Origin of the sequence: Legionella parisiensis (assembly GCF_001467945.1) — a bacterium.
Taxonomy (GTDB): Bacteria; Pseudomonadota; Gammaproteobacteria; order Legionellales; family Legionellaceae; genus Legionella; species Legionella parisiensis.
This window is the reverse complement of record NZ_LNYQ01000013.1, coordinates 39,622-64,049: the sequence shown is the minus strand read 5'-3', so window position 1 is coordinate 64,049 and position 24,428 is coordinate 39,622. Positions and strand designations below refer to the sequence as shown.

Here is a 24,428-nt window from a genome sequence, read left to right as displayed (position 1 = left end):
CATACAACTTATGACTTCATTAGGCTATCTGTAATGATATTTGAAGAATATATAAAATTATTAGAGTCATTTAAGCAGAACCAGATATCTAAATTACTGGAGAGAATTGACACTAAAATTTTCGACATTCTATACAGCAAGCACGTTAATCCTCGCATAATTCCTTATTTTCCTCGCTATGAATTTTGCTTCATGTCCGATGAAACAGAGTTAAAACCCGGAAAGATATACATAAGGGAACAACTGGGAAAAATAGCCTATTCAGTCATCACGCCAGACAAAAAAACGATCAAAGATGCCATTTTAGAAGAGCTTGACGCCCCATCGCCATTTACCTACAAAATTGTTTTGATGACTGAGGGCGAAAAACTGGAAAAAGGCTCCTTTTATGTACGTAGAGTCAAAGCAGGTCTTGAATACACAGTTTTCGATCCCACGGGTAAATTAGTCACTGCTGTAATCCAAAACGAAGAACTCAAAATTAATTTAAACCCGGGATTTTCTCCTAAAGACTTAGAGCCTTTTATCCCCGAGATTTTTGAGGTTACATCAAAAAGAAATCATACATTCCCTTTTGTAGTGGATGCTTTTAAAGCACGAATTCTGTCAGCCACTTCAAGAAAAGGCCATATATCGTGGGCCCCTTTTTCTAATTACTCTCTCGATCCTGATAATATTTCTCAAATTAAAAAGCTCATCAATGCGCTTTACTATGCACGCCTGACCTTTTTAGATTTGGAAAACATAGATGTCAGAAACATAAAGCGAAGCGGTTCTGATCTCAAATTACTCTACGGTAAAACCATAGACCTGGCTTACAAAGCAAGTTATCTGCTGACTCATTTAGATGTGGATCTCAGAGACATGTTTCAAGAGGAATTATCCCTTCTTCTGCCTATATTCAGCCAAATACAATCTTTTGCAGAAAAACATGCGAATGAGAAAGAAGCTATAGTAAAAGCACTTGAACCTATGCCGCTAGCCTATAAAGTAGGTGAAGTAGCTGGAATCGCAGTAGATCAGCTACGCCCCCTTAGTGGAGATGTAGATTATAATTTTCTTACTCAATTCAGTGCCGTCCTACCAAGCTACATTGATAAATTAACCCATTACATAGAACAATTTTCTTCGCAAATTAAAGAGTCTGAACCCAAGCTAAATCAAGAAAAGCTGGATAAGCTACAAAAAGCCGCACTTAACTTATTGAATGATATAGAAAACTTAAAAGGAAACAGTGTTTTTGTTTCACTTAAGTTTTTAAATTACATTCATATAATTAGCAATATAATCACTTTATCGATGAGTTCTTTGGAGCAGATAGGAGAGCTTAGTGAATCATCTCAAGATTTAGTCCGTGTAAAATTAGCACAACTTAAATATGAGGTGTTACCTACTTTATTTGGTTTAGTCGATAAAATCGAAGATTACGCCATGCTTAAGCCTGGTACTTTGTCTGTTCCTCTTATGGAGAAGATCAAATCCCTGTATGATAAAATACTCTATTTACCTAAAAAAGCAATTGATTTTAAGGCAAAAGGGGAAGAGTTACTTGAGATAGAAGACTCTCGATTTATCGAATTAAGATTGGAAATGACTTATAAAAGGATTGATAAAGCCAATAAAAAACTGCACAAGATTCAAAAAGCATCTATCGCATGCACGCAATTTTTTACCCTATTAAAAGACATAGGTTATAACAACCTTCGTTTGTATCAACTCCCCCCCGAAATCAAGAAAGAACTAACAAAATACTATAAGCTTCTCAAGCCTTATATGACCCAACTTGATATCGATTTAAATGAACTTATCATCTCAAGATTGACAGGACCTGAAAAAGAAGACTGGTACTCTTTTATGGGAAGACCTGTGCGTTTCATAAGGAGACAGCTTCCTGCAGACCATATAAGTTTCGTTTTAGCAAAAGAAAAAGTACTCGCTGATTTAATCACCAAAGATGAGAATAGCCAGCTTTTTCACATTAATTTAAATAAAGACTTAATTGATTCAGTTCATAAAAAGGCAAATCTAGTTTTATTCCCATATAGTGAAAAAACGAATACGTATACCCTTGATGAATCAATACCCCTGCAAGTCGAGCACAATAAAGATAGAAAAGCCAGACTCACAAAATCAGAATTTCAACAAGTTCAAGATGCTTATTTGCGTTTTACACTTTTAGTAAAGTCTCACCTAGCAGCAAAACCAGATCTCTATGAAAAGAGTCTGAATCTAAACAATCTTGACGATAAAGTCAAAAATGAGTGCCATCAATTATTCAAGGTATTCCAACCTTACTTAAGTTCAATTGCCTCATCTGAATTTAAGGATTCAACAAAAAGTTTGGAACACTATTTATCCGATTTATTTGCAAAAAAACAAATCACCAACATCCCATCGATAGAGCTTTTTCAGGGATTAGATAAAAATATCCAAGATTTCCTTGGCCATATCAATTTTGAGTGGATTAGTAAAAATGAGTTTCAAAAAATAATGGGGGCCTATACTCGATTTGCTCAAATAATAAAAAAACAAATTGAGGACAAACCACAGCTTTACGCAAATAACTTGCTGCTAACAAGTCTTGATGAGAAAGCAAAAGAAGAATGTCGTAATTTATTTCCTGTTTTTCAATCCTATTTAAAATATGTAATACCGGGTGAATTCAAAGATTGTGTTCAAAATTTTGAGAAATATTTAGCTGCGTTACTTGAAAATAGGCCAATAGAAATTTTAGAAGCACCTCCGGCATCTTTGTTTTTGCAGCTGGACAAACATGCTCAGGAGTTTTTTGCCAAATGGGAAGACAAAAGCCAAGCATATTATAATTTTGCCAAAAACAAATTTCTAGACGAAAAAGAGTCCCAAGCTCTGGCGGCTAAACGCGAAAAAGATGCAAAGCTGCATTTTAAGATAATAGAAGGTGATAAATTACTGCAAAATCCCGAGCAATTAACTGCAGATCAAACTCTTGAGATCTATCAATGGTATAGAAATAAGCATAACAAATTTCTGGTGGTGCAAAATGCTTATGTTCAATTTATTACCTTGCTCAGAAAGGAAATACAAGCAAGGCCTCAGATTAATAGGAATATGTTACTTTTGGATCGTCTAGATCCCAAAGTAAAAGCTCAATGTCGTAATTTATATAGTATTTTTCAACCCTATTTCATTTGCGCTGTCCCCCCTGAAATGAAAGAGGATGCGTTGAAGTTTGATAAATATTTAGTTGCCCTCTTATCAAACAGAAAAATGAACAGAAAAGATGCCCCTTCAGTTCGAATGTTCTTAGATTTAGATGGACATTTCCAAGAATTCTTTTCTCACATCACGGATGAGTGGAATCGAAGAGCGCAACGCTTTTATGACTTGGCTCAAGAAAAATTTACCCTTGAAAATAATACAGCAGTTCTAGAATCATCTCCCAAAACGGGTAGAGAACACTACGTCATCCAACACAAAAACTATTCAAAATGCATTCATGAGTTTAGGCAATCCTTATTTGAGGTAACTAAACTGTTTAATCATGCAATGAAAAGGGAGTTAACTCCTTATTCAGACAGACCACAACCTGAAGTGATAGAGGTAATTCCGATAAAAGAAATAGTTACCGGTTTGAAAAACGTTGTTATACCTCCCTCCATACCTCCATTCCCTGAGATGGAAGATAATAACCAGCGATTGACTCAAAGCAGACAAGTATGTGCTTTAAAAGACATATTTAACAGTATGTTCCATTTAGAAGGGATAGTCCTTGAACTAGAGAATTTAAATAATCAAAGTGCAAAAAGTCGTTATGTTTACTATTTGTTACAAGCCTATGGACATCTTAATGAAATTATTAAGTCAGCCAAACGTTTGGCTGCAGACCCCCATTTAGGATTCATGGCGCGTGATTTGATTGGTAAAGCTCAAAATCTTTATGCAACCTTCCAGGAACATTCTGATGCCTACCAGGTTGCCCCCGAACAAGTTCCATATGGATCAACAAAAGTAGAGTACAATCCACTTTGGTATGTTCTTAATGCTTTTTATATTGGCCCAAAACACATTAGAGCTTTAAAAAATACGAATTATCTAACAACCGAAGAGTTGAACGAATTACATCTGCGTGCAAAAAAAGCAACCTTGATTATAGAAGCTCTAATTAAGAACTCTGGTTCTTATTTTAAATTGTTCCTGCAAACACCAAATATGATTTACCTATATCAGGAACTTACAACAAAACTCAATGAATTTATGAGCACTTCTCATGATGGAATAATGGATAATCTAGAGATGATGCGATCTAAAATATTTACTCCAATGCTTCTTGAAGGAGATCGCTGGGAAAACAGATTAGGACTTGTCCCAGGAACATTCTCAGGGCCATTAAGACAAATCATAGATGAATTCTTTAAAGGATTACTACATCCTCTGGACTTGAATTCTGCCACGCATATACGGTTAGTTTGTGACAATGAACCTCTGGAGACAAGGATCGAACTTACCAGAAAACAGATCGGGGGCACAAAAAGATATTTAAAACAAATAGATAAAAGTTTCAAAACTATTGAAAACCTATACTACTGGTATCTTGAAGTGACAACGCCTTTTGACCTGTTTGATATTTCTGCAACTTACCGGCCAAGAGTTCCTTTGGAGCAAGCAAAAATTGAGCTATGTGCTGCTTATAAAAAAGCATTACCTAAGCTGGCAAAACTTAAGCAAGATAAAAAAATCGAGATCGCCCCCAGTAAATATCCTGAAGATCATAAACTTGATAAACTATGTAACTCTGGACTTAAAGGCTATGATCCTCATTTTACTGAGATCGAAGCGTTAATCGTCGCAAGTCATCATTACTACCTGGGCGTAAAAGCAACCCATCAAATGCGGTTAGACACTGCAAAAGAAAAATTAGGTTATCTAGAGAGCCTGGTTCCAATCCAGGAACAAGAGAAACTCGCTTTTATCGAAAAATATACTATTGAATCATTCGATAAACATCAGAAAGTAATGCGTAATCGTCCCATAGGCTTGCAATATACAGATAAAGAATATAGGGCCGATCTTAAAGTTTATTTACTAAAACTCAAAAATGACATTATTGCTCAATCCAAAACAGCGGAAGATATTGATCAGAACATCAAAAAACTGTTGAAAAAAGAAATCAGTAAATTTGAAAAAAAATACTATGCAGAATATTATCATCTCGATGCAGTACAAGTCGCCTTAGCGCGATTTAAAATTTATTTTAGTAAAAAAACTTCCTTCTTTGAAAATGAAAAAACTTTAAATAAAAAATCAAAACTTATTAACAAATTGGATAAAATTGCTAACGATAAGACATTGAAAATTCAAGAACGTTTAGACAAGATAGGAAAAGAATTTCAAGATCCTCTTTTTACTAAAAATGCACAAATTATTCTGGCTCACAAACAAGTCAATACTTTTAGCTTCGCTTACTTAAAAATGTGCTTTTTTTCGCTGCTTGAAGCATTGGGATTGTTTACCCCCTCCCGACAAAAACTTCTTAATGAAATCAACGATGCTTTAAAAAATCCCCCTCCACTTGGGGAGCTCACCAAACGTTTCGGTCTGTTTGCCACCACCTCTAAAGAAGTAGAAACTAAAAGGTATGACGCGCCCACTATGCCTATAGCAACTCCCTAAGTTTGAACGGTAAGATGAGTGCAGCGAAACGTCATCAATTCAGAGTTCCACTTTTATATGAGACGATAAATCACTAACCTAAAGATTCTTCATCTTCTAAATGCTCCGCTGCGGCTTTTTTGGAATGATCTTCAGCTAACCACAAATACATTGCGGGAACAACAAAAAGAGTAAACAAAGTACCAATTGAAATACCCATTGCAATCACTAAACCAATATTATAACGACTCTCAGCCCCAGCGCCTGTAGCAATGATTAGTGGTATCACCCCTAAAACCATGGCTGCTGTGGTCATTAAAATAGGGCGCAAGCGAATTGCAGCAGCAGCTTTAATTGCATCTAACTTTTTTTGCCCGTTCGCTTGTAAATCATTGGCAAATTGCACGATCAAAATACCATGTTTACTAATAAGACCAATTAATGTAACCAAACCAACTTCACTATAAATATTAAGATTAGCATTACCAACACCCAAACTTACAAAAATCATTGCCCCACAAATCGACATAGGTACACTAATCAAAACAATAAGGGGATCACGAAAACTTTCAAACAAAGCAGCTAATGACAAAAAGATAATAATGAGGGCAAAGAAAAACGTGATAATAAGACTGGCCCCTTCTTGAATAAATTGCCTTGATTGGGACGCATAATCGATGTAGTAGCCTTGAGGCAAAATCTCTTTGGCAATATTAGCAAAAGTACCCAAGGCTTGCCCCATAGATACTCCAGGGAAAGCAACTGCTGAAATTGTTGCAGAATTGAGTTGTTGAAAATGATTTAAAGATTGAGGAACAACTTGTCGCTGCAAAGTAGCAACTGTAGAAAGAGGGATTGAATCTCCGGCAGCGGTCCTCATATAATAATTCAATAATTGATCCGCATTTAAACGCGTCTTCCTCTTTACTTGCGGAATAACCTGATAGGAGCGGCCCGCAAAATTGAAATAGTTAATATACCCCTCACTCAATGCAGACCCAAATAAATTACCAATATCCTGCATGGTGAGACCAAACTGGGATATTTTGTCGCGATCTAAATTAACCTTAGTCTGAATTTTATCGATTTTGAGATCGGGATCAATATAAGCAAACATACCTGTAGCATAAGCTTTCTCTAAAATACGCTGTAACACCTCATTCAATTTATCAAAAGTTTCAGTGGTATTAATCACAAATTGAATAGGAAGCCCACTTCCACCGCCTGGTAATGAAGGTAGTTGAAACGCAGCTACTTTAGCCCCGGCAATCTTATCAAGTTCCTTTTGAACTAAAGGCTGTAATTGATTCGATGTGCGTTGACGTTGATCCCAAGGTTTTAAAACCATGCCGACTATGGATGTATTTAATCCTTGAACACCATCAACTTGAAAAATATGATCCGTTTCAGGATATTTCTTAAAAATTTCATTCACAGCGTTTGCATAAAGTTGTGTTTGGGCCAGTGATGAATTGGCCGAGGTCGTAACCTGGGCAATAATAATCCCTTGATCCTCTTGTGGTGCCAACTCTGAATCTGAGGTAATAAAAAGAAAATAATTACTAAAAAGGATAATCGCAGCAAAAACAATAACAACTGGCAAATGATTTAATGTTGCTGACAAAATTCGTTCATAAGATTTTTCAAGTTTTGCAAATGAATTATCGACATAAGTCATAAAACGTCCCTTGTTCTCCCCATCCCCTAATTTAAGGAATTTGGAACACATCATCGGCGATAAAGTTAATGCAATTACTGCCGAAACGGTCACGGCACCCGCAAGTGAAAAAGCAAATTCGGTAAATAAAGCTCCAGTCAAGCCCCCCATAAAACCTACAGGCAAATAAACAGCAATCAGAACGACTGTAATTGCAATAATTGGATTTGCCAGTTCACGTGCCCCCAATATCGCAGCTTTTAATCGTGTTTTTCCTTCCTCTATGTGGCGTTGCACATTTTCTACCACAATAATCGCATCATCAACTACCAAACCAATCGCAAGCACCATAGCTAATAGAGTTAACAGGTTAATTGAAAAACCTAGAATGAGCATAATCCAAAAAGCGCCAACAAGAGATAAAGGAATAGCAATAATTGGAATAACAACGGAGCGAATAGATCCGAGAAAGAGGAAAATAACGACTGTTACAATAAAGAATGCTTCTAATAAAGATAGGATTACTTCCTGGATGGAAGAATTAACAAATAAACTGGCATCATATACAATTTGTCCTCGCAAACCTTGAGGCAATTGCTCCTGAATTGATGGAAATATTTTCTTAATTTCAGAAATTACCGTCAAAAGATTAGCCGAAGGTGCCACAACAATACCGATATAAACTGCTGTTCGCCCATCAAAACTGACTGAAGAATTATAATTTTGTGCTCCTAGATCTACAGTAGCCACATCTTCCAAGCGAATGATTGCTCCATTTTGAGCTTTAATAATCATCTTCTTAAATTGATTGACATTGGTTAGATCGGTACTTGCCGTAAGATTTTGGACAAACATCTGTCCATCGGTACGGCCTACCGCTGAAATAAAATTATTATTTGCAAGTGCAGCTCCGATTTCTGCTGCAGAAATACCGTATCCAGCCAGTTTCACCGGATCTAACCATGCGCGCAAGGCAAACGTTTGATTTCCAAGTATTTCTGCTTTTTGTACTCCATTAACTGCCTGCAGTTTCGGTTGCACTACCCGAATCAGATAATCGGTAATTTTATTAATGGGTAACTCATCACTATAAAATCCTATGTACATCGAATCAATTGTTTGCCCAACCGTAACAGTAATTACTGGTTGCTGTGAGTTTTCAGGGAGCTGATTCAAAACTGCATTCACTTTGGTGGTTATATCGGACAAAGCTTTCAAGGGGTCATAATTTAAGAGGAGATTTACGGTTATCGTACTTGTACTTGAAGTACTGATAGACGTCATATAGTCAATACCATTAGCCTGCGCTATTGAGTTCTCTAAAGGAGTAGTAATAAAACCGGCAATGACATCAGGATCTGCACCAGTATAAGTTGTAGTAACAGTTACTATGGCATTTTGCGTAAACGGATACTGCATTACAGGTAAAGAGTTGATCGAGCGCAAGCCCATTGCTAAAAGCATCAAACTAATCACTGTAGCCAGTACAGGTCTTCTAATAAAAATATCCGTAAACCGCATTCTTACAATCCTTAGATTATGCTCAACACAAACAACTTATTTACCCAGACCGCACTTGGCGCGTGACCTCCAGAACGATGCTTTGGGTGTCCCTGAGTTCTTTTCTGATTACTACCTCGTTGTGCTATTATTGCTCCACTACCTTGGGTGATGCCTCATCACTTGGTTGTATTTTATTGTTTATTATGACTCGGCTGCCGTTTTTAAGTTTCAATTGACCACTAGTAACCACAATATCTCCTGCACACAGTCCCTTTAAAATAGCAATTTGATCCCCTCGTGTATCGCCAACGGTTACAAATACCTGTTTGACTGTAAGAATTGGTTGATTAGTACTGTCTTTTTGTTTGCTTTCTTGAACCAGATAGACAATATCTCCATATGGATTAAAACTAATCGCTGATTGAGGTAAAGTCAGATAGCTTTTTTTCATACCAGCAGCAACTTCAACTCGAGTAAACATACCTGACTTCAGTTGAAAATCAGGATTAGGGATAGTCGCCTCTACCAACACGTTGCGAGTAGCACTATCAACAATAGGTTCAATGGTGGTGATTTTCCCTTGAAAAAACTTGTCGGGAAACGTATTAGTAGTGAGCTTTACCGTTTGTCCAAGCTCTAACTCTCCTAAATCTTGCTGGGGTAAATAAAAATCAACATAAATGGGATCCAATGCCTGTAATGTAGTAACCGTATCCCCCACATTAAGATACTGCCCTGGATTAATTCTATTGATACCTAATTGACCCGCAAAAGGAGCACGGATTGTCTTTTTTTGCGCAGTTGCAGCTTGCTCTGCAACTTGGGCTTGTAAATTTTTGAGGTTCCATTCATCAGTATCTACCGTTTGTTTACTTACTGCATGCACAGCAAATTGTGCCTTATTACGTTTATAGGTAATTTTTGCCAGTTCGACCTGAGCTTGTAATGAATGCAACAATCCAAGTTCGGTTCCTGCATTTAATTGCACCAAAAGAGCACCCTTTTTAACTGTTGCGCCGGGCGTAAAGTAGATTGTCTTTACCATACCCGCAAGCTCTGTAGTTACATTCACACCAAGGCGTGTACGCATACTACCCACTGCTTTTAAAGATGGTTGCCATAATGAAGCTTCTACTTTCATCGTGGATACCGTCACTGCAGGTGACTGCGATTTGAGGAAAAATTGATTTCTCATATAGTTAGTAAAAGCTTTCCAACCAAAAATCAGACCGAAAAGAATCCCCACGACAATTAACATAACAATCATCTGTTTTTTCAAAAAAATTTCTTTCATCATAGACACTCTTTGACACACCAGGGTTTATGCCACCAGCCCCCACCTAAGGCCTGGAATAATGCAGCCGTATCGCTGTAACGCAGAGCTTGAGCTTGGATACGACTAAGTCGCGTCTGTTGGTACTGCTGTTGCGCGTTTAATAAATTGATGTAACTTACCCCACCTAGACGATATTGTTTTAATGTAAGATTTAAAGCATCCCGCGCTGCATTTTCTGCTTTTATTTGTGCTTGCAATGTTCGTGCATCTACTTCTAATCCTCTTAAAACATCTGCTACGCTTTGAAAAGCTTGTAATACGGTTTGTCTGTACTGTGCAGCAGTCTGTTGATACGCTGCCATTGCAGCACGTCGTTGTGCCATTAAGGCCCCACCATGGAACAAGGGCTGAACTACTTGCCCGGTTAAAGCCCAAACCTCATTTTTTTTGGTGAACAGGTTTGCAAAGGACGTATTAAGCCATCCCTCATTGGCAGTAATGGTAAATTGCGGGAATAAATTCGCTGTTGCTACCCCAATTTGAGCACATGCTTGATGAAGCAAGGCTTCTGACGCACGCACATCAGGGCGTTGGCGCACAAGATTTGAGGGCAAACTCACCGGCAGCTCGCGGGGTAATTTTAAGCGATCCAATCTAATAATAGGTAAAGGGGCTTCCGGAAAAACTCCTACAAGCGTCGATAAAGCGTGTTTAGCCTGAGATAAGCTTTTTTGAAGTGGCGGCAAAGTCGCTTTGGTTTGCTCAAGTAAGGTCTGTTGGGTCAGTACATTCTCTTGGGAAACACCTCCCAACCGATATTGTTTGTTTAAAATATCAAGAAGTCCTTGTTGTGCCTTGATTAAATCAATAGTCGCATCAATTTGTGCCTGAAATGACGCAATTGCTACTGATGTAGTAACAATATTAGAAGTCAAGGTCAAATAAGCAGCAATTACTTGAAAGTTCTGATAATCAACCTGGGCTTTTAATGCTTCAATTTGCCGTCGTGCTCCCCCGAAAACATCTAATGTGTAGGATAAATTAAACGAAGTATAAACGAGATTAAATGTCAAACTCTCATTTGGCAAACCAATTTGTACCCCAGAATAACGCTGTCTTTGCATCATCTGACTTGCATCGATTGCTGGCCACATGGAATTGCCAATTTGAACTTTGAGGTTTTCCTGAGCTTGACGTAAAGCGGCTGAAGCCGCAGCTAAATTGGGGCTATTGGTTAAACCCATGCGAATGAGTTGATTCAATTCCGGTGAGTGATAAAGCTCCCACCACAATAAAGGAATATCTTTATTAGTAATAAAAGCTTGTGCTTGACCACCTGCTCCAGGAGTGCTTACGGTTTTTTCCGGTAGCGGTTTTTCAGTATATTTTTTGACCTTAGGTGGATTGGGTGAATGAAAATCAGGTCCAACCATACACGAAGTTTGCAGCACCGTGCTTAGCGACATGAGGATAAAAACTTTTAGATGCTGTCTCAAATCAAACACTAACTACAATCCTTTGCAAATCATCTCATGAATAATCATTAATTTATCATGGATCAGAATGGGTTGACAGTTTTCCTGAAACTGAATTGTCATTTTATTGAATGCATTTTTAGCTCAACACCATTGAACAACAAATAATCATAAAGTATAATTGACGATATTCTGCGTGTTTATGACCTCTCTCATAGATTCATTGAAGCCAATAGAGGAAATGAATTATGCCTGCTGTAAAAATCACAGGAATGGGATGTTATTTACCCAGAAACAAAGTCCTTTCTACAGAACTGGATTTTCAACTTAATTTACCTACAGGAAGTGTACAGAAAAAATCTGGATTAATTTCACGCCACTTTGCATCCCCAGATGAAACAACTTCTTATATGGGCGCACAGGCAGCGCTGGTTGCAGTAAGGCAAGCAAATATTCAATTAGCGGAAATTGATGCCATCATCAGTGCTTGTGGCGTAGGGGAACAAGCTATTCCCTGTACTTCAGCATTAATTCAAAAACAATTGGGCATGGAGCAATCAGGAACAGCTTGTTTTGACGTCAACAGTACGTGTTTAAGTTTTATTAGTGCCTTAGACATTGCTTCGTATTTAGTCGATGGAGAACGATATAAACGAGTTCTTATTGTTTCCAGTGACATTGCTTCAGCAGGATTAAATTGGCAAGATATGGAAACGTGCACCATTTTTGGCGATGGAGCTGCAGCGTGTATCCTTGAAAAAAGCGATGGAACAAATCGAATTTTATCGTCACATCATGAGACGCACAGTATTGGTTCTTCTTTCTGCCAAATTGAAGCCGGAGGTACTCGTTTGACAAAAAATCCGTTATCGAGCATAGAAAAAAGCCTATTTTATATGGAAGGTAAAAAAGTATTCAAACTCGCCTCTAAATTATTAGATAGCCTCATGGAAAATCTTTTAGACAAAGCCAATCTCTCCATGAATGACATTGATTGGTTTGTCCCCCATCAAGCAAGTTTGCTCGCGATGCATCATGTGCAAAAAAGATTGAATATTCCACCTGAAAAATTCGTTTCAATTTATCCCTATCATGGAAATCAAATTGCAGCTTCCATTCCTACAGCATTATGCACTTTAGTTGACAGCAAACAATTGCATCGCGGACAATTAGTGCTGTTAATGGGCACAGGTGCTGGTTTAGCCGCTGGTGGTTTGATTTTGGAGTTTTAATATGGTCTGCGTTGTTACCGGAGCAACAGGTTGTCTTGGACTCAATTTAACTCAGCGATTGGTCACAAACGGTTATGAGGTAATTGCTTTAGGGCGCAATGAACAGCTTGGTAAAATCATTTCCCAATCTGGCGCACGATTTATAGCCATAGACTTGCTTGATAAAGAGAAATTAAAAAAAGTAACTCGGGATGCCCAAACCATTTTTCACTGTGCCGCTCTTTCTAGCCCGTGGGGACGATATAAAGATTTTTATAAATCTAATGTTCTAGGCACCCAGCATGTCATTGAAGCAACGCTCCCCAATACCCGACTAGTTCATGTTTCATCACCAAGTATTTATTTTAATTTCACCGAACAACATAATATTAAGGAGGATGCAGCATTACCCTCAAAACCAGCCAACTATTATATAAAAACCAAATTACTCGCGGAATCTCTGGTGGATAAGGCCTATCAGGAAAAAAATATGGATGTGATTACCTTACGCCCGCGTGCTATTTTCGGCCCTTACGATCGCGCCATTTTCCCGCGTATACTCCAAAATGAAAAAAACGGTATCCTGCCTATCATTGGTAATGGGGAAAACATAATCGATATTACCTACGTCGAAAATGTAGTAGAAAGTTTACTTTTGGCGGCACACGCAGATCAACGATTTTGCGGCAAAAAGTACAATATCACTAATGACGAGCCACAGACTTTAATGGCCATTATTTCGAAACTGTTTAGTGCCTTACAAAAACCATTGATACCCCAATTTATCCCCTATTCAATTGCAAAAATATATGCTGGGTGCGTGGAAAAACTCTATAATTTTCCATTTATACATAAAGAACCACGTTTAACACGCTACAGTGCTGCTGTTTTATGTATGGGACAAACCTTAAATATCGAAGCAGCGAAAAAAGATTTAGGTTATCAACCGCAAATCAATATAAATCAAGGAATAGAAGGTTTTGCCGAGTGGTATCGAAGATCATGATAAAGTATCGATTATTTGAAGCGGGATATTGCACACATTGTGAGCGAATGACTTTAAAAAGCGGTCGTTGGAAGCAATGTGAATACCCTGCAATCTGTGCGTTAATCAAACACCCACTTCAAGGTTATATTCTCTTTGATACAGGCTATAGCAGCCGCTTCAAGGAGTTAACGCAAAAATTCCCTTTTTCCATTTACCGACATTTAACACCCATGGTGTTAAAAAAATCGCTTAAAGAACAACTAGAAGAGAACGATATCCAATCCTCGGAGATTAAAGCAATTGTGATTTCGCATTTTCATGCGGATCACATCGGTGGTTTAAAAGATTTCCCTAATGCCCAATTTTTCTGTCATCCTGATGCCATAAACAATATCCGTCAAAAAAAAGGACTAAAAACATTGATACAGGGATTTTTACCCGGACTACTACCGAAAGACTTTTATGAACGTTTGGTTGTGTTAAAAAATGAAGTGGCGCTGAAATCAAATCTATCACCCTTCACTAGCGGATTTGATCTTTTTGGTGATGAACAACTTATTGCCATTCCTTTGCCAGGTCATGCTAAAGGACAAATTGGTTTGTATTTTAAAGCAGTCCAAGAAACCTTTTTGGTTGCAGACAGTTGCTGGCACCAGGAAACTTTTAAGGAATTCATTTTTCCAAGTAATCTCACTTATTTGATCCACGATAATAAAGAGGCTTATCAGCAAACAATCAAGAAATTGCATCAACTTTTTAAAAATAATAAAGAAATTGATATTATTCCCGCTCATTGCCAACATATACGAGCTCGTCTTTTGAGAGACAACAATGATGCTTAGGCTGCTTTATTACTACTTTAGGACCCATTTTCTTAAGAAACGTTTCAAATCAAGGGAGCAATTAACTGCTTATCAGGAAAAAAGATTCAAAAAGCTCGTGAAAACGACATTATACAAATCCCCTTTTTATCAACCCTATTTGCATAAACCTCTCAATGAATGGCCAATTATTAACAAAAAAATAATGATGCATCATTTTGATGAGATAAATACCGTACAAATAAAAAAAGACCATGCATTGCAACTGGCTTTAAACGCTGAAAGTACACGTGATTTTTCTGCTTTAATCAAAGGTATCGCAGTTGGACTTTCCTCTGGAACATCTGGAAGTCGAGGTTTATTTCTTGCCAGTCAAAAAGAACGTGATGCCTGGGCTGGCATTTTACTGGCTAAAGCGTTACCCAAAGGACTCAAGAGAAAAGAACGCATTGCCTTTTTTCTCAGAGCGAATAGCAAACTCTATACAACATTGAGTAAAAGAAAAAAAATTCAATTTCATTTTTTTGATTTACTCAAACATTTTGAAACCCATATTGATCGTTTAAATGAAATACAACCTACTATTATATCAGCACCAGCTTCTGTACTACTGGCTTTAGCCAAAGAAAAACACCGTTTATCAATTACCCCTGAAAAAATATTTGCTGTTGCCGAAGTTTTAGAAAAACGCGATGAACGTATTATCAGCAACATCTTTCAATGTCAGGTAGCACAAGTCTATCAATGCACTGAAGGTTTTTTAGCCATCAATGATAAAGAAAGTAATCATTTATTAATGAATGAAGAATATTTAATTATTGAAAAAGAATGGCTGGATCAAAAGCGATTTGTTCCTATAATCACTGATCTACTGCGTACAACACAACCAATCATCCGTTATCGTTTAGATGATGTCTTAATTGAAGAAAAATCAAATGGCGTTTTTACTCAGCTGGCAGGAATTGAAGGTCGTGTAGGTGATATTTGTTATGCGACCAAAGATAATAAAGTGCTACCTCTCTTTGCCGATCTCATTCGTCAGAAAATGGCCTCCTTTTCTTTAGAATTCGAGGATTACACTATCCAGCAACATGCCTTAAATCAATTTACGATCCAAACCCTTCCTGATTTATTAGAAAAAGAAGCATTAATTGCCCATCTAAACGAGCTATTTCACTCACAAAATTACGATATCCCCTCATGGCAATGGCAACCTTTTATAAAAAAAGAGTTGGGAGCAAAAAATCGAAGAATCCAGGCACTGCTCTTTGCTCGATAAACTGGACACCAACATTAAGCCACCATGGCAAATTCATTAGGTTTTTTTGAACTCTTTTTTGTGCTTAGGTATGCTGAATTAAACACTGAGAAATATTATTAATTAGTTTCTTCGGAGAAATTAAAATGAATTCAGATGTAACCGACAGAATCATTATTCTGGACACCACCTTAAGAGATGGCGAACAAGCTCCTGGAGCTACCATGACAGTAAAGCAGAAAATTGAAATTGCCAGCGCCCTTGATGATATGGGCGTTGATGTCATTGAAGCAGGTTTTGCTTATGCCTCGAAGGGTGATTTTCAATGTATTAAGCAGATATCTAAACGAATCAAAAATGCTACGGTATCGAGTTTGGCACGAGCAAAAACAGCGGACATCGAAACAGCTGCTAAAGCCATTAAGGACGCTGTCAAACCGAGAATACATACCTTCATTTCCACTTCTGACTTGCATTTGAAGCATCAACTCAAAATGACTCACGATGAAGCTTTAACAGTGATAGAGTCTTCTGTACGATTTGCAAGAAATTTATGCGATGATGTTGAGTGGTCTGCGATGGATGCAACACGTTCTGAAATCGACTTTTTGGCACGAGCAGTTGAAATTGCAATTCATGCTGGTGCTCGAACAATTAATATTCCTGATACGGTAGGATACACCACACCGAATGAGTATTCTCATTTAATTAGAATATTAAAAAACAAAGTTCCTAACATTGATGAGGCTATTTTATCGGTACATTGTCATAACGATTTGGGGTTGGCAGTTGCTAATTCTTTGGCAGCAATTAGCGCAGGTGCAAGACAGATTGAATGTACGATTAATGGTATTGGTGAGCGCGCGGGGAATGCAGCCTTAGAAGAAATTGTGATGACCATTAAAACGAGACAAGACCAGTTTCCTTTTATCCTGAATGTTATTTCTACTCATATTGCTGCTATTTCTCAATTAGTGGAAAAAGCCAGTGGCTTTAGCGTGCAAAAAAATAAAGCCATTGTGGGTGACAATGCATTTTCTCATGAGTCAGGCATCCATCAGGATGGAATGCTGAAGTGCCGAGACACCTACGAGATTATGTCACCTGAATCGGTGGGTTTTTCCAAATCAACTTTGAGCATGGGTAAACATTCTGGCCGCGCTGCGTTTCGTAATAAATTATCTGCTTTAAACATATCGGTCAATGATGAGCACTTTGTTGAATTGTTTAAAAAATTAAAACTATTGGGCACTACTCAAAAAGATATTACCGATGAGGATATCATCGCATTAGTTAAAGGGAAACTATCCATTATACAGGAAGATAAAGGGGTGATTTGGATGGATGGACAATTTATCCCTTGGGACGAAGTACAGATTCCTATTTTGACTCATGGATTGTATTATGCCAGTGCCGTTGTTGAAGGTGAGCGTGCCTATAATGGCAAAATCTTTAAGCTGCATGAGCAAAATAAACGCTTACATCATTCAGCTAAAGTATTAGGATTTGAAATTCCCTATACCACTGATGAACTGGATTCAATTACTAATGAATTGATTCAACGGAACAATTTGCAGGATGCTTATATTCGCCCCATTGCCTGGTGTTCAGATGAAAACACGATGGTCGCTTCACACCCACGTACAGTTCATGTAGCTATTGCCGCTTGGAGGTTAATCCCCCCACAGCAGCAGCTGTAGGGAGTAAAAGAAGAAATTATCGTGATGCTCTTTGAATATCTTTGCCAACGTTGGATACGTCTTTTCCAAAACCGTGAACTGTGCCACAGGAGCTTAGTAAGCCAAGTGTTGCAAAACAAATACTTACAACTGCTATTTTTTTCAGAGTGTTCATAGTTTCCCCTCTCTTTTTTGTTTTTAAAATTTTCCTTCCTGTAGATTATTCTAGACCATTTTTTTATAAAGTTAGAAATTAATAATAAGTTTAAGTCATATGATCATTAATGTATTTTCCAAAAAAATAGTGCTCTATTACCGAATATCACACATATCAAGAGACTAGATTTTCCGCCTGTTCCGTAACTTGTATCTTAAATTACTTGTCATCAACAGTGTGTCCCTGCTTATGGAGCCAACCTAAATAGGCCACTGAAGGTATTGCAGCAGAGTGATTGTTTTGTATTCAATACTTCCCTATAATCGCAGCGGATTTATTAATAAAAAAAGGGGTTTTGTTATGAAAAAATGGATGGTATTGGCTGCGAGTAGCGTGATGATGATGAATGCTCACGCCGATAATAAATCATGGTGTGGTTATAAAGATTATTTTCGTTTGAGTGACGCGTCCCACCCTGGTATCTATGTTGTCAGTGGATTTAACGATCAGGACGTTATACTTCAATTAATTGGTCCTCGCAGTTTTGAAATCAGAGACTCATTTGCATGTCGCAGCGGTTATGCTCATGTTACTGTTGCTTATGATGCCGAGAATTGGTGTGTTCTTGATATTAAAGATGGCCCCTTGATGAACCATCCGACTGTTAGCGCTTCGTGCAACGGAATTCGCTATATTGATACAGTATACGATGGTATGGGCAGCTACTCTTATACTATTAATCTTGATTAATACAACAAAACCTTTGATTAGGATAAAGGCTCAAGGGACTACCTTTATCCCATCTTTCTACCGTGGCTTAGAATAAAGTGCTCCTTTAGTTTTTTTCTTGCCTATATCTAAAGACCAACCACCGCCCAGAGCTTTAATTAACTGGATGCTGGCAACTTGCCGGCGAGTGCGGATGTTGACTAATGAAAGTTCTGATTGTAATGCAGTATTTTCAACAACCACGACCTCCAGAAAAGTTACGAGTCCCCCTTTATACCGATACAACTCTTGATCCCAGGCCCGTTTCGCCGCCCGCGCTGCTGCTTTTTGAGTCCGGTATTCTTTGTCTAGCTGATGAATCGCAATCAAATTATCCTCTACTTCCTGGAATGCAGTTAATACTGTTTGTCGATACCCAGCAACTGTTTCAAAATACTGGGCTTTAGCCTGATTTAATAAACCTCGTAATCGCCCGCCATCAAAAAGTGTTACTTGTGCTACAGGTTGGCTTAAGGACAATAAGCTCTGAGGGCCAAGTGACCAAAAAAGGCTTGGTTTGGAGATGAGATTTGCTAGGGTTCGGCTTTGAAAACCAGCACTTCCCGTTAATTCAAGCGCGGGAAAAAAAGCAGCTCGCGCTACACCAATATTTGCATTTGCAGCCTGAACCCGTGATTCTGCAGCAACAATGTCAGGTCTTCTTTCCAGAATAGTTGATGGCACATTTGGCGCTATTGCTAGAAAAACATGAGGTGATTTAGCCGGACGCAAGGAAAAGTTACTCGGTACTTCTCCAACTAATACCGCGATTGCATGTTCAAACTGAGCTCGTTGTAACCGCATGTCCTCTGCCTGGGTTTTTGCATTCTCCAGTTGCGTTTCTGCTTCATCAACATCAGCTATAGGTGCAGCCCCTCCTTGATAACGATTTTTTGTTAAATAAAGGGCTTGTTGATAGGCAACAACTGTCGTATCCAATATCTGTTGCGCTTCATCACTGCCTCTTAATGCAAAATAATTATTCGCAAGCTCTGCTTGCAAACTCAACCGAATTGAAGCCATATCTGCTGCACTTGCATTCGCACTGCGCTCACTGGCAATAACCGAATTTCGGATACTTCCCCACGCATCCAGCTCATAAGAGAGAAAACTACCCAGCAGAAATTGATTAAAAACAGATGTGGCTGCTGGATTCGCAACCGTTCGTGAATTTTGCTGTCTATCGGCATTGAATAATGCTTGAATCGTGGGAAAAAAATAGGAGCGAGCAACTTGTACTAATGAAGCCGCCTCCTGAAAATGAGCGTAAGCCAATTTCAAATCTTGGTTTGCACGATTTAGTTGGTTTTCCAAATCATTTAATACAGGATCATGAAAAGCCTGCCACCAACCATCTGGGGCAACAATTCGTGGTATAGATTTAATTTCCACCCATTGACCTGGTTCCTTGAAATGTTCGGGAATTGGCATGGCAGGACGATGATATTTTGGAGCAAAAGAGCAGCCCATTAATGTAAAAATGAGAACACTTAGACAAATAGACTTCTTCCCCAGCCATGCTGCAGCGAAAAACTGCTTTGTTAATACGGCGCTCGAATTCTCCAGTGACTTCACATATCTACTTCTGCTCTTGGTTTCTTCTTGCACTTGCTTCATGAAACAACTCGCACAGTTTCCCCATTCCTAATTGCGTCCGGTGGATTAAGTACAACTCGATCACCGGGTAATACTCCGGTGGCAATTTCAACTTTTGAACCAAAATCACGTCGAAGAGTAACGGACTTTAAGACAATCTTATTGTCTTTATCTAATGTTGCTACCTGTAATCCTGGTGCCTGAAAAAGCAAAGTATTGACAGGTAATATGACTGTTTTAGGGGGAATAGGCAAAGTAAACCAAACTTCAGTATAACTTCCAGGAAACAATTCTCCATTTTTATTTGGAGAAACAAATTGAGCAAGTAAAGTACGCGTCTTAGGATCAATCGCTTGTGCTGTTTCAAATAATTTGGCAGGGAAAACTTGCTTTGGATGCTCCGCAAAATGAAGCTCTACGGTCATATCCGGTTTAATTCGAGAAGAAAAATACTGGGGAATTTTTACATATATTCGCAGAGGTTTTGTTTGGGCAATACGAAATAAGGGGGGTGCTGTTGAACTACTCCCAGCGTCAATTAAATCACCAATATCAGTAGCTCGAGCCGTGATGACTCCATCAAAAGGCGCTATGACACGTTGAAAACCGACTAACTCTTGCAAATGCTGCAAATTAGCCTTTGCAGCAAACATCGCCGCTTCCAAGGCTGCAGCCGCGCTCACTTTTTCGTCCGTTTCCTGCTGGGAAACGGATTTCGTTTTTACTAAATTAAGCCAACGTCTCGCAGTAATTTGTGCCAATTGATTATTCGCTATTGCGGTATTCAAATCAGCTCGAGCTTGACGCTCTTGTGCATCAAGCTCAGGCGTTTCAATCACAGCCAGTAAATCACCTTGTTTCACATGGCTGCCAATATCTACATACCATTTTTTTATATAACCATTAGCACGTGCAAAAACAGGTGACTCATGCCAGGCTTGAACATTGCCTGGTAAAATAATTTTGTCCTCTCCTTTCTCTTGCTCTGCTGTCATCACCCGAACTACAGGAACAGCCGCCGCAAGGGTCTCATTACGTAAACTGATCGCTGCAGAAACACGAAAAATAATTATCACCAAAACAATAAATAAAAAAGCAGTAATAGCGATAACAAGTCGTCTATGCTTGGGATCTTTTATATGTGATTGAATTGTTTTAAGCATGTTCCTTCCCTTGCTTCCTTTTCAATTTGCGTTGATGAATGACGTAAAAAACTGCTGGGACAAAAAAGAGTGTAGCCATTGTTGCAAAAGATAACCCGCCTATTACAGCCCTTCCTAATGGAGCATTCTGTTCCCCACCATCCCCAAGCCCTAGTGCCATAGGAAACATACCAATTATCATGGCTAATGCAGTCATCATTACAGGTCGTAAACGGGTCTTTCCTGCTTCAAGCGCTGCTTGCATTGGATTATTTTCAGTTGCAAGATGCTCTCGAGCAAAACTGATAATGAGAATGCTATTTGCTGTTGCAACCCCCATACACATAATTGCTCCTGTTAGGGCAGGCACACTTAATGCAGTATGGGTAATAAATAACATCCAGGTAATTCCAGCAATAGCAGCAGGTAATGCGGTAATAATGATAAAGGGATCAGTCCAAGATTGAAAGTTAATAACAATCAGCAGATAAACTAACAAAATTGAGAATGCTAATCCCCAATACAATCCATTGAATGCATGTTCTTTAGTATCAATCTGCCCACGAATCGCTACAGATGAGCCTTTAGGCAAATCTTTTTGCGTGTCCCTAATAATTCTTTGAATGTCTTTGGTTACTGAGCCTAAATCTCTATCTTGGATAGAAGCAAAAATATCAATCACTGGCTGAACGTTATAATGTGACTCAACAACCGAAGTCACCATACGTTTTAGTTTTGCAATAGAACCTAAAATTTGCTGCTGGCCAGGTAGCATGGTTAAACTTCCAAGCGGAACATTAAGCAAATCATTTAATGAAGTCATCACATATTGCGGTGCTTGGGTAACAATCGGATAAGAAACCCCATTTCTAGGATCCAACCAGAAGGTAGGTGTAGTTTGAAAACTACCCGACAGGGTAACCAACAAATCAGTAGCGACATTGAGCTGTGTATATCCGAGTTCCTTTGCCAAACTACGATCGACATCTACAAAAAATTCAGGGTAATTATTAGATTGTCTTATGCGCACATCAGTAAGTCCTGGAACTCGTTTTAACTGATTCATTAGGCTATTCGCATAATGCGCATTGTCTTTTTCTTTTAAGCCAATAACCTGAATGTTAATCGGCGAAGGCAAACCAAAATTAATAATTTGATTTACGATATCTGCGGGTAAAAATGCGAACGTAACTTGTGGAAAATGATCCCTTAGGACAGATCTTAATTGATGCACATAATCCGCACTGGGTCTATGCCCATCTTTCAAGGAAATTAAAATGTCTGCATCTTCCGGGCCGTTCGTTGCTGAATTGCTGTAGGATAAATTAATCCCACTTACCGGCAAACCAATATTATCAACAATACTTCCCAAATCCCTGGGTGGTATAACCTGCCGAATTACTGTATCAATATTATCCACAGTGCGCGCCGTTTCTTCTACGCGAGTTCCTGTCGGGGCACTAATATGTAATTTAATTTGCCCCGCATCGACGTCAGGGAAAAAATTCGAACCAAGCCAAGGCCAGAGCAATACTATTGAAATACCCACAAAAGCTAGAAAACTGGGAATAAAAACTTTAGCGTTATTCAATACCCAAGATAATGACTCAGAATACCGCAAACGTAATACCGTAAATTTTTCCTCGAATGCTTCATGGAGGCGAGAAAAACGACCCTTATTTTTCTCTTCAGATGGCTCATGTTTGTGTAGCCAATACTTTGCCAAAGTAGCAACAAGTGTTCTGGATAAAATATAAGACATAAGCATGGCAAAAATTACTGCTTCAGCTAAAGGTACAAATAAATATTGAGCCACTCCCCCTAAATAAAACATTGGTACGAAAACAATACAAATACATAAAGTTGATACAAGCGCAGGGATTGCAATCTGTTTCGCACCATCAAGAATAGCTTGTTCTACTTCCTTACCTTGCTCCAGATTCCAGTTTATATTTTCAATAGCAACTGTAGCATCATCAACTAAAATACCTACAGCAAGCGCTAAACCACCCAAGGTCATTATATTGATTGTTTCCCCTAAAGCAGAAAGAATAGTAATCGATGCAATAATGGATAAGGGAATCGACAAAGTGATAATCAAAGTGCTACGCAGGCTGCCTAAAAAGAGTAAAATCATAAGTCCCGTTAATGCCGCAGCAATTACACCTTCAGTAATAACTCCCCGGATAGCGGCCGTCACAAAGATTGATTGATCCGCAAAATACGATAAATTAAGTCCTGCAGGGAGCATTTCCTTAACTTTAGGCAATAAAGCTTTAACTCGATGTACAATGTCTAAAGTGGATGCACTCCCTGTTTTTTGAACAGACATCATTACTGCCCGTTGTCCATCAACTCGCACTATATTGGTTTGTGGTGCAAATCCATCTCGAACATGGGCAACGTCACGGATATATAAAACTCGACCTGGGGTAGATTTAACCGGCGCTTCATTTAAAGCAACTGCTGAAAGCGGGCTACCATTTAATTTAACTATGTATTCATACTGACCTATTTTTTGTGTTCCTGCAGGTATAATAAGGTTTTGTGCAAGAATTGCATTATTAATATCTTGTGCAGAAACTCCATAAGTTTGCATCGCTGGAATGTCCAAATCAACCTGAATTTGGCGTACTTTTCCTCCATAAGGATACGGTAACGCGGCTCCTTGGACTGTTGCAAGTTGCGTACGAAGAAAGTTATTCCCCAAATCATTTAACTTTTGTTCTGGGATTGTAGCGCTCGACAATACAAGTTGTAACACAGGAACTGTTGATGCCTTATAGTTCAGTATTAATGGTGGTAAAGTCCCTGGCGGTAAATTACGCAACATCGTTTGTGCAATTGCCGTGACCTGACTCAAAGCCATGTCGACATTAACATTAGGGTGGAAGAACAATTTGACCACGCTGACGCCAATGAGTGATTCAGACTCAATATGTTCAATATCATTCACTGTAGTCGTTACCGCACGCTCAAACACGCTCGTAATGCGGTTACCCATTTCATCAGGAGGTAAACCAGTGAAACTCCATACAACACTCACAACAGGAATATTGATGTCTGGAAAGATATCTGTAGGAGTTCGCATTATTGCTAAAGGCCCAATAATGAGAAGCATTAAAGCCATTACAATAAACGTGTAAGGTCGCGAAAGTGCAATCCATACAATCCACATAAATATCCATATCAAACTATTCTAAAGGAGACTCATTATATCAATGAAATACATAAAATTTTAAGACGAAACAGGAGTTTTTATTATT

The 24,428-nt window shown here is 38.5% G+C and carries 14 protein-coding genes; 7 read left to right on the top strand and 7 right to left on the bottom strand.

Annotated features, from left to right (window positions below):
* Positions 1-33: 33 nt before the first annotated feature.
* Positions 34-5,652, top strand: a complete 5,619-nt coding sequence (locus Lpar_RS06290; protein WP_058517137.1) for a hypothetical protein — start codon at positions 34-36, stop codon at positions 5,650-5,652.
* A 73-nt stretch (positions 5,653-5,725) separates the two neighbouring features.
* On the opposite strand, the gene Lpar_RS06285 is transcribed toward Lpar_RS06290, so the two are convergent.
* The 3 genes from Lpar_RS06285 to Lpar_RS06275 all read right to left on the bottom strand — a co-directional run bounded on the left by Lpar_RS06285 (position 5,726) and on the right by Lpar_RS06275 (position 11,572).
* On the bottom strand, positions 5,726-8,809 hold the full coding sequence (locus Lpar_RS06285; RefSeq protein ID WP_058517136.1) for an efflux RND transporter permease subunit: 3,084 nt from the start codon (positions 8,807-8,809) through the stop codon (positions 5,726-5,728).
* Between the two features lie 127 nt (positions 8,810-8,936).
* The gene (locus Lpar_RS06280) at positions 8,937-10,085 is read right to left on the bottom strand and encodes an efflux RND transporter periplasmic adaptor subunit (RefSeq protein ID WP_058519190.1); all 1,149 of its coding nucleotides are present in this window, start codon (positions 10,083-10,085) and stop codon (positions 8,937-8,939) included.
* On the bottom strand, positions 10,085-11,572 hold the full coding sequence (locus tag Lpar_RS06275; protein WP_058517135.1) for an efflux transporter outer membrane subunit: 1,488 nt from the start codon (positions 11,570-11,572) through the stop codon (positions 10,085-10,087). Before Lpar_RS06275 ends, Lpar_RS06280 begins: the two co-directional genes overlap by 1 nt.
* Positions 11,573-11,790: 218 nt before the next feature.
* Here Lpar_RS06275 and Lpar_RS06270 point away from each other — a divergent pair, with 218 nt between their 5' ends.
* The 5 genes from Lpar_RS06270 (at position 11,791) to Lpar_RS06250 (ending at position 17,520) form a co-directional block, all read left to right on the top strand.
* Positions 11,791-12,774 carry a beta-ketoacyl-ACP synthase III gene (locus Lpar_RS06270; protein ID WP_058517134.1) on the top strand — a complete coding sequence of 328 codons (984 nt, stop codon included), beginning with the start codon at positions 11,791-11,793 and terminating at the stop codon, positions 12,772-12,774.
* Position 12,775: 1 nt separating this feature from the next.
* Complete coding sequence (locus tag Lpar_RS06265) at positions 12,776-13,759, top strand: NAD-dependent epimerase/dehydratase family protein (protein WP_058517133.1); 984 nt, start codon at positions 12,776-12,778, stop codon at positions 13,757-13,759.
* Positions 13,756-14,583: an MBL fold metallo-hydrolase gene (locus Lpar_RS06260; RefSeq protein WP_115341269.1), complete on the top strand. Its 828-nt coding sequence runs from the start codon at positions 13,756-13,758 to the stop codon at positions 14,581-14,583. Before Lpar_RS06265 ends, Lpar_RS06260 begins: the two co-directional genes overlap by 4 nt.
* Positions 14,573-15,841: a F390 synthetase-related protein gene (locus tag Lpar_RS06255; protein WP_058517131.1), complete on the top strand. Its 1,269-nt coding sequence runs from the start codon at positions 14,573-14,575 to the stop codon at positions 15,839-15,841. The genes Lpar_RS06260 and Lpar_RS06255 overlap by 11 nt, the downstream gene beginning before the upstream one ends.
* A 125-nt stretch (positions 15,842-15,966) precedes the next feature.
* On the top strand, positions 15,967-17,520 hold the full coding sequence (locus Lpar_RS06250) for a 2-isopropylmalate synthase (protein ID WP_058517130.1): 1,554 nt from the start codon (positions 15,967-15,969) through the stop codon (positions 17,518-17,520).
* Between the two features lie 16 nt (positions 17,521-17,536).
* On the opposite strand, the gene Lpar_RS18450 is transcribed toward Lpar_RS06250, so the two are convergent.
* The gene (locus Lpar_RS18450) at positions 17,537-17,674 is read right to left on the bottom strand and encodes an entericidin A/B family lipoprotein (RefSeq protein WP_069683517.1); all 138 of its coding nucleotides are present in this window, start codon (positions 17,672-17,674) and stop codon (positions 17,537-17,539) included.
* A gap of 342 nt (positions 17,675-18,016) precedes the next feature.
* On the opposite strand from Lpar_RS18450, the gene Lpar_RS06245 reads away from it, so the two are divergent.
* Positions 18,017-18,406 carry a hypothetical protein gene (locus Lpar_RS06245; protein WP_058517129.1) on the top strand — a complete coding sequence of 130 codons (390 nt, stop codon included), beginning with the start codon at positions 18,017-18,019 and terminating at the stop codon, positions 18,404-18,406.
* 57 nt (positions 18,407-18,463) lie between these two features.
* On the opposite strand, the gene Lpar_RS06240 is transcribed toward Lpar_RS06245, so the two are convergent.
* From Lpar_RS06240 to Lpar_RS06230, 3 genes are read right to left on the bottom strand one after another with little or no spacing between them, the layout of a single operon-like run.
* Positions 18,464-20,041 carry an efflux transporter outer membrane subunit gene (locus Lpar_RS06240; protein WP_237759355.1) on the bottom strand — a complete coding sequence of 526 codons (1,578 nt, stop codon included), beginning with the start codon at positions 20,039-20,041 and terminating at the stop codon, positions 18,464-18,466.
* The gene (locus tag Lpar_RS06235; protein WP_058517128.1) at positions 20,038-21,183 is read right to left on the bottom strand and encodes an efflux RND transporter periplasmic adaptor subunit; all 1,146 of its coding nucleotides are present in this window, start codon (positions 21,181-21,183) and stop codon (positions 20,038-20,040) included. The genes Lpar_RS06240 and Lpar_RS06235 overlap by 4 nt, the downstream gene beginning before the upstream one ends.
* On the bottom strand, positions 21,176-24,340 hold the full coding sequence (locus Lpar_RS06230; RefSeq protein WP_058517127.1) for an efflux RND transporter permease subunit: 3,165 nt from the start codon (positions 24,338-24,340) through the stop codon (positions 21,176-21,178). Before Lpar_RS06230 ends, Lpar_RS06235 begins: the two co-directional genes overlap by 8 nt.
* Positions 24,341-24,428: the final 88 nt, after the last annotated feature.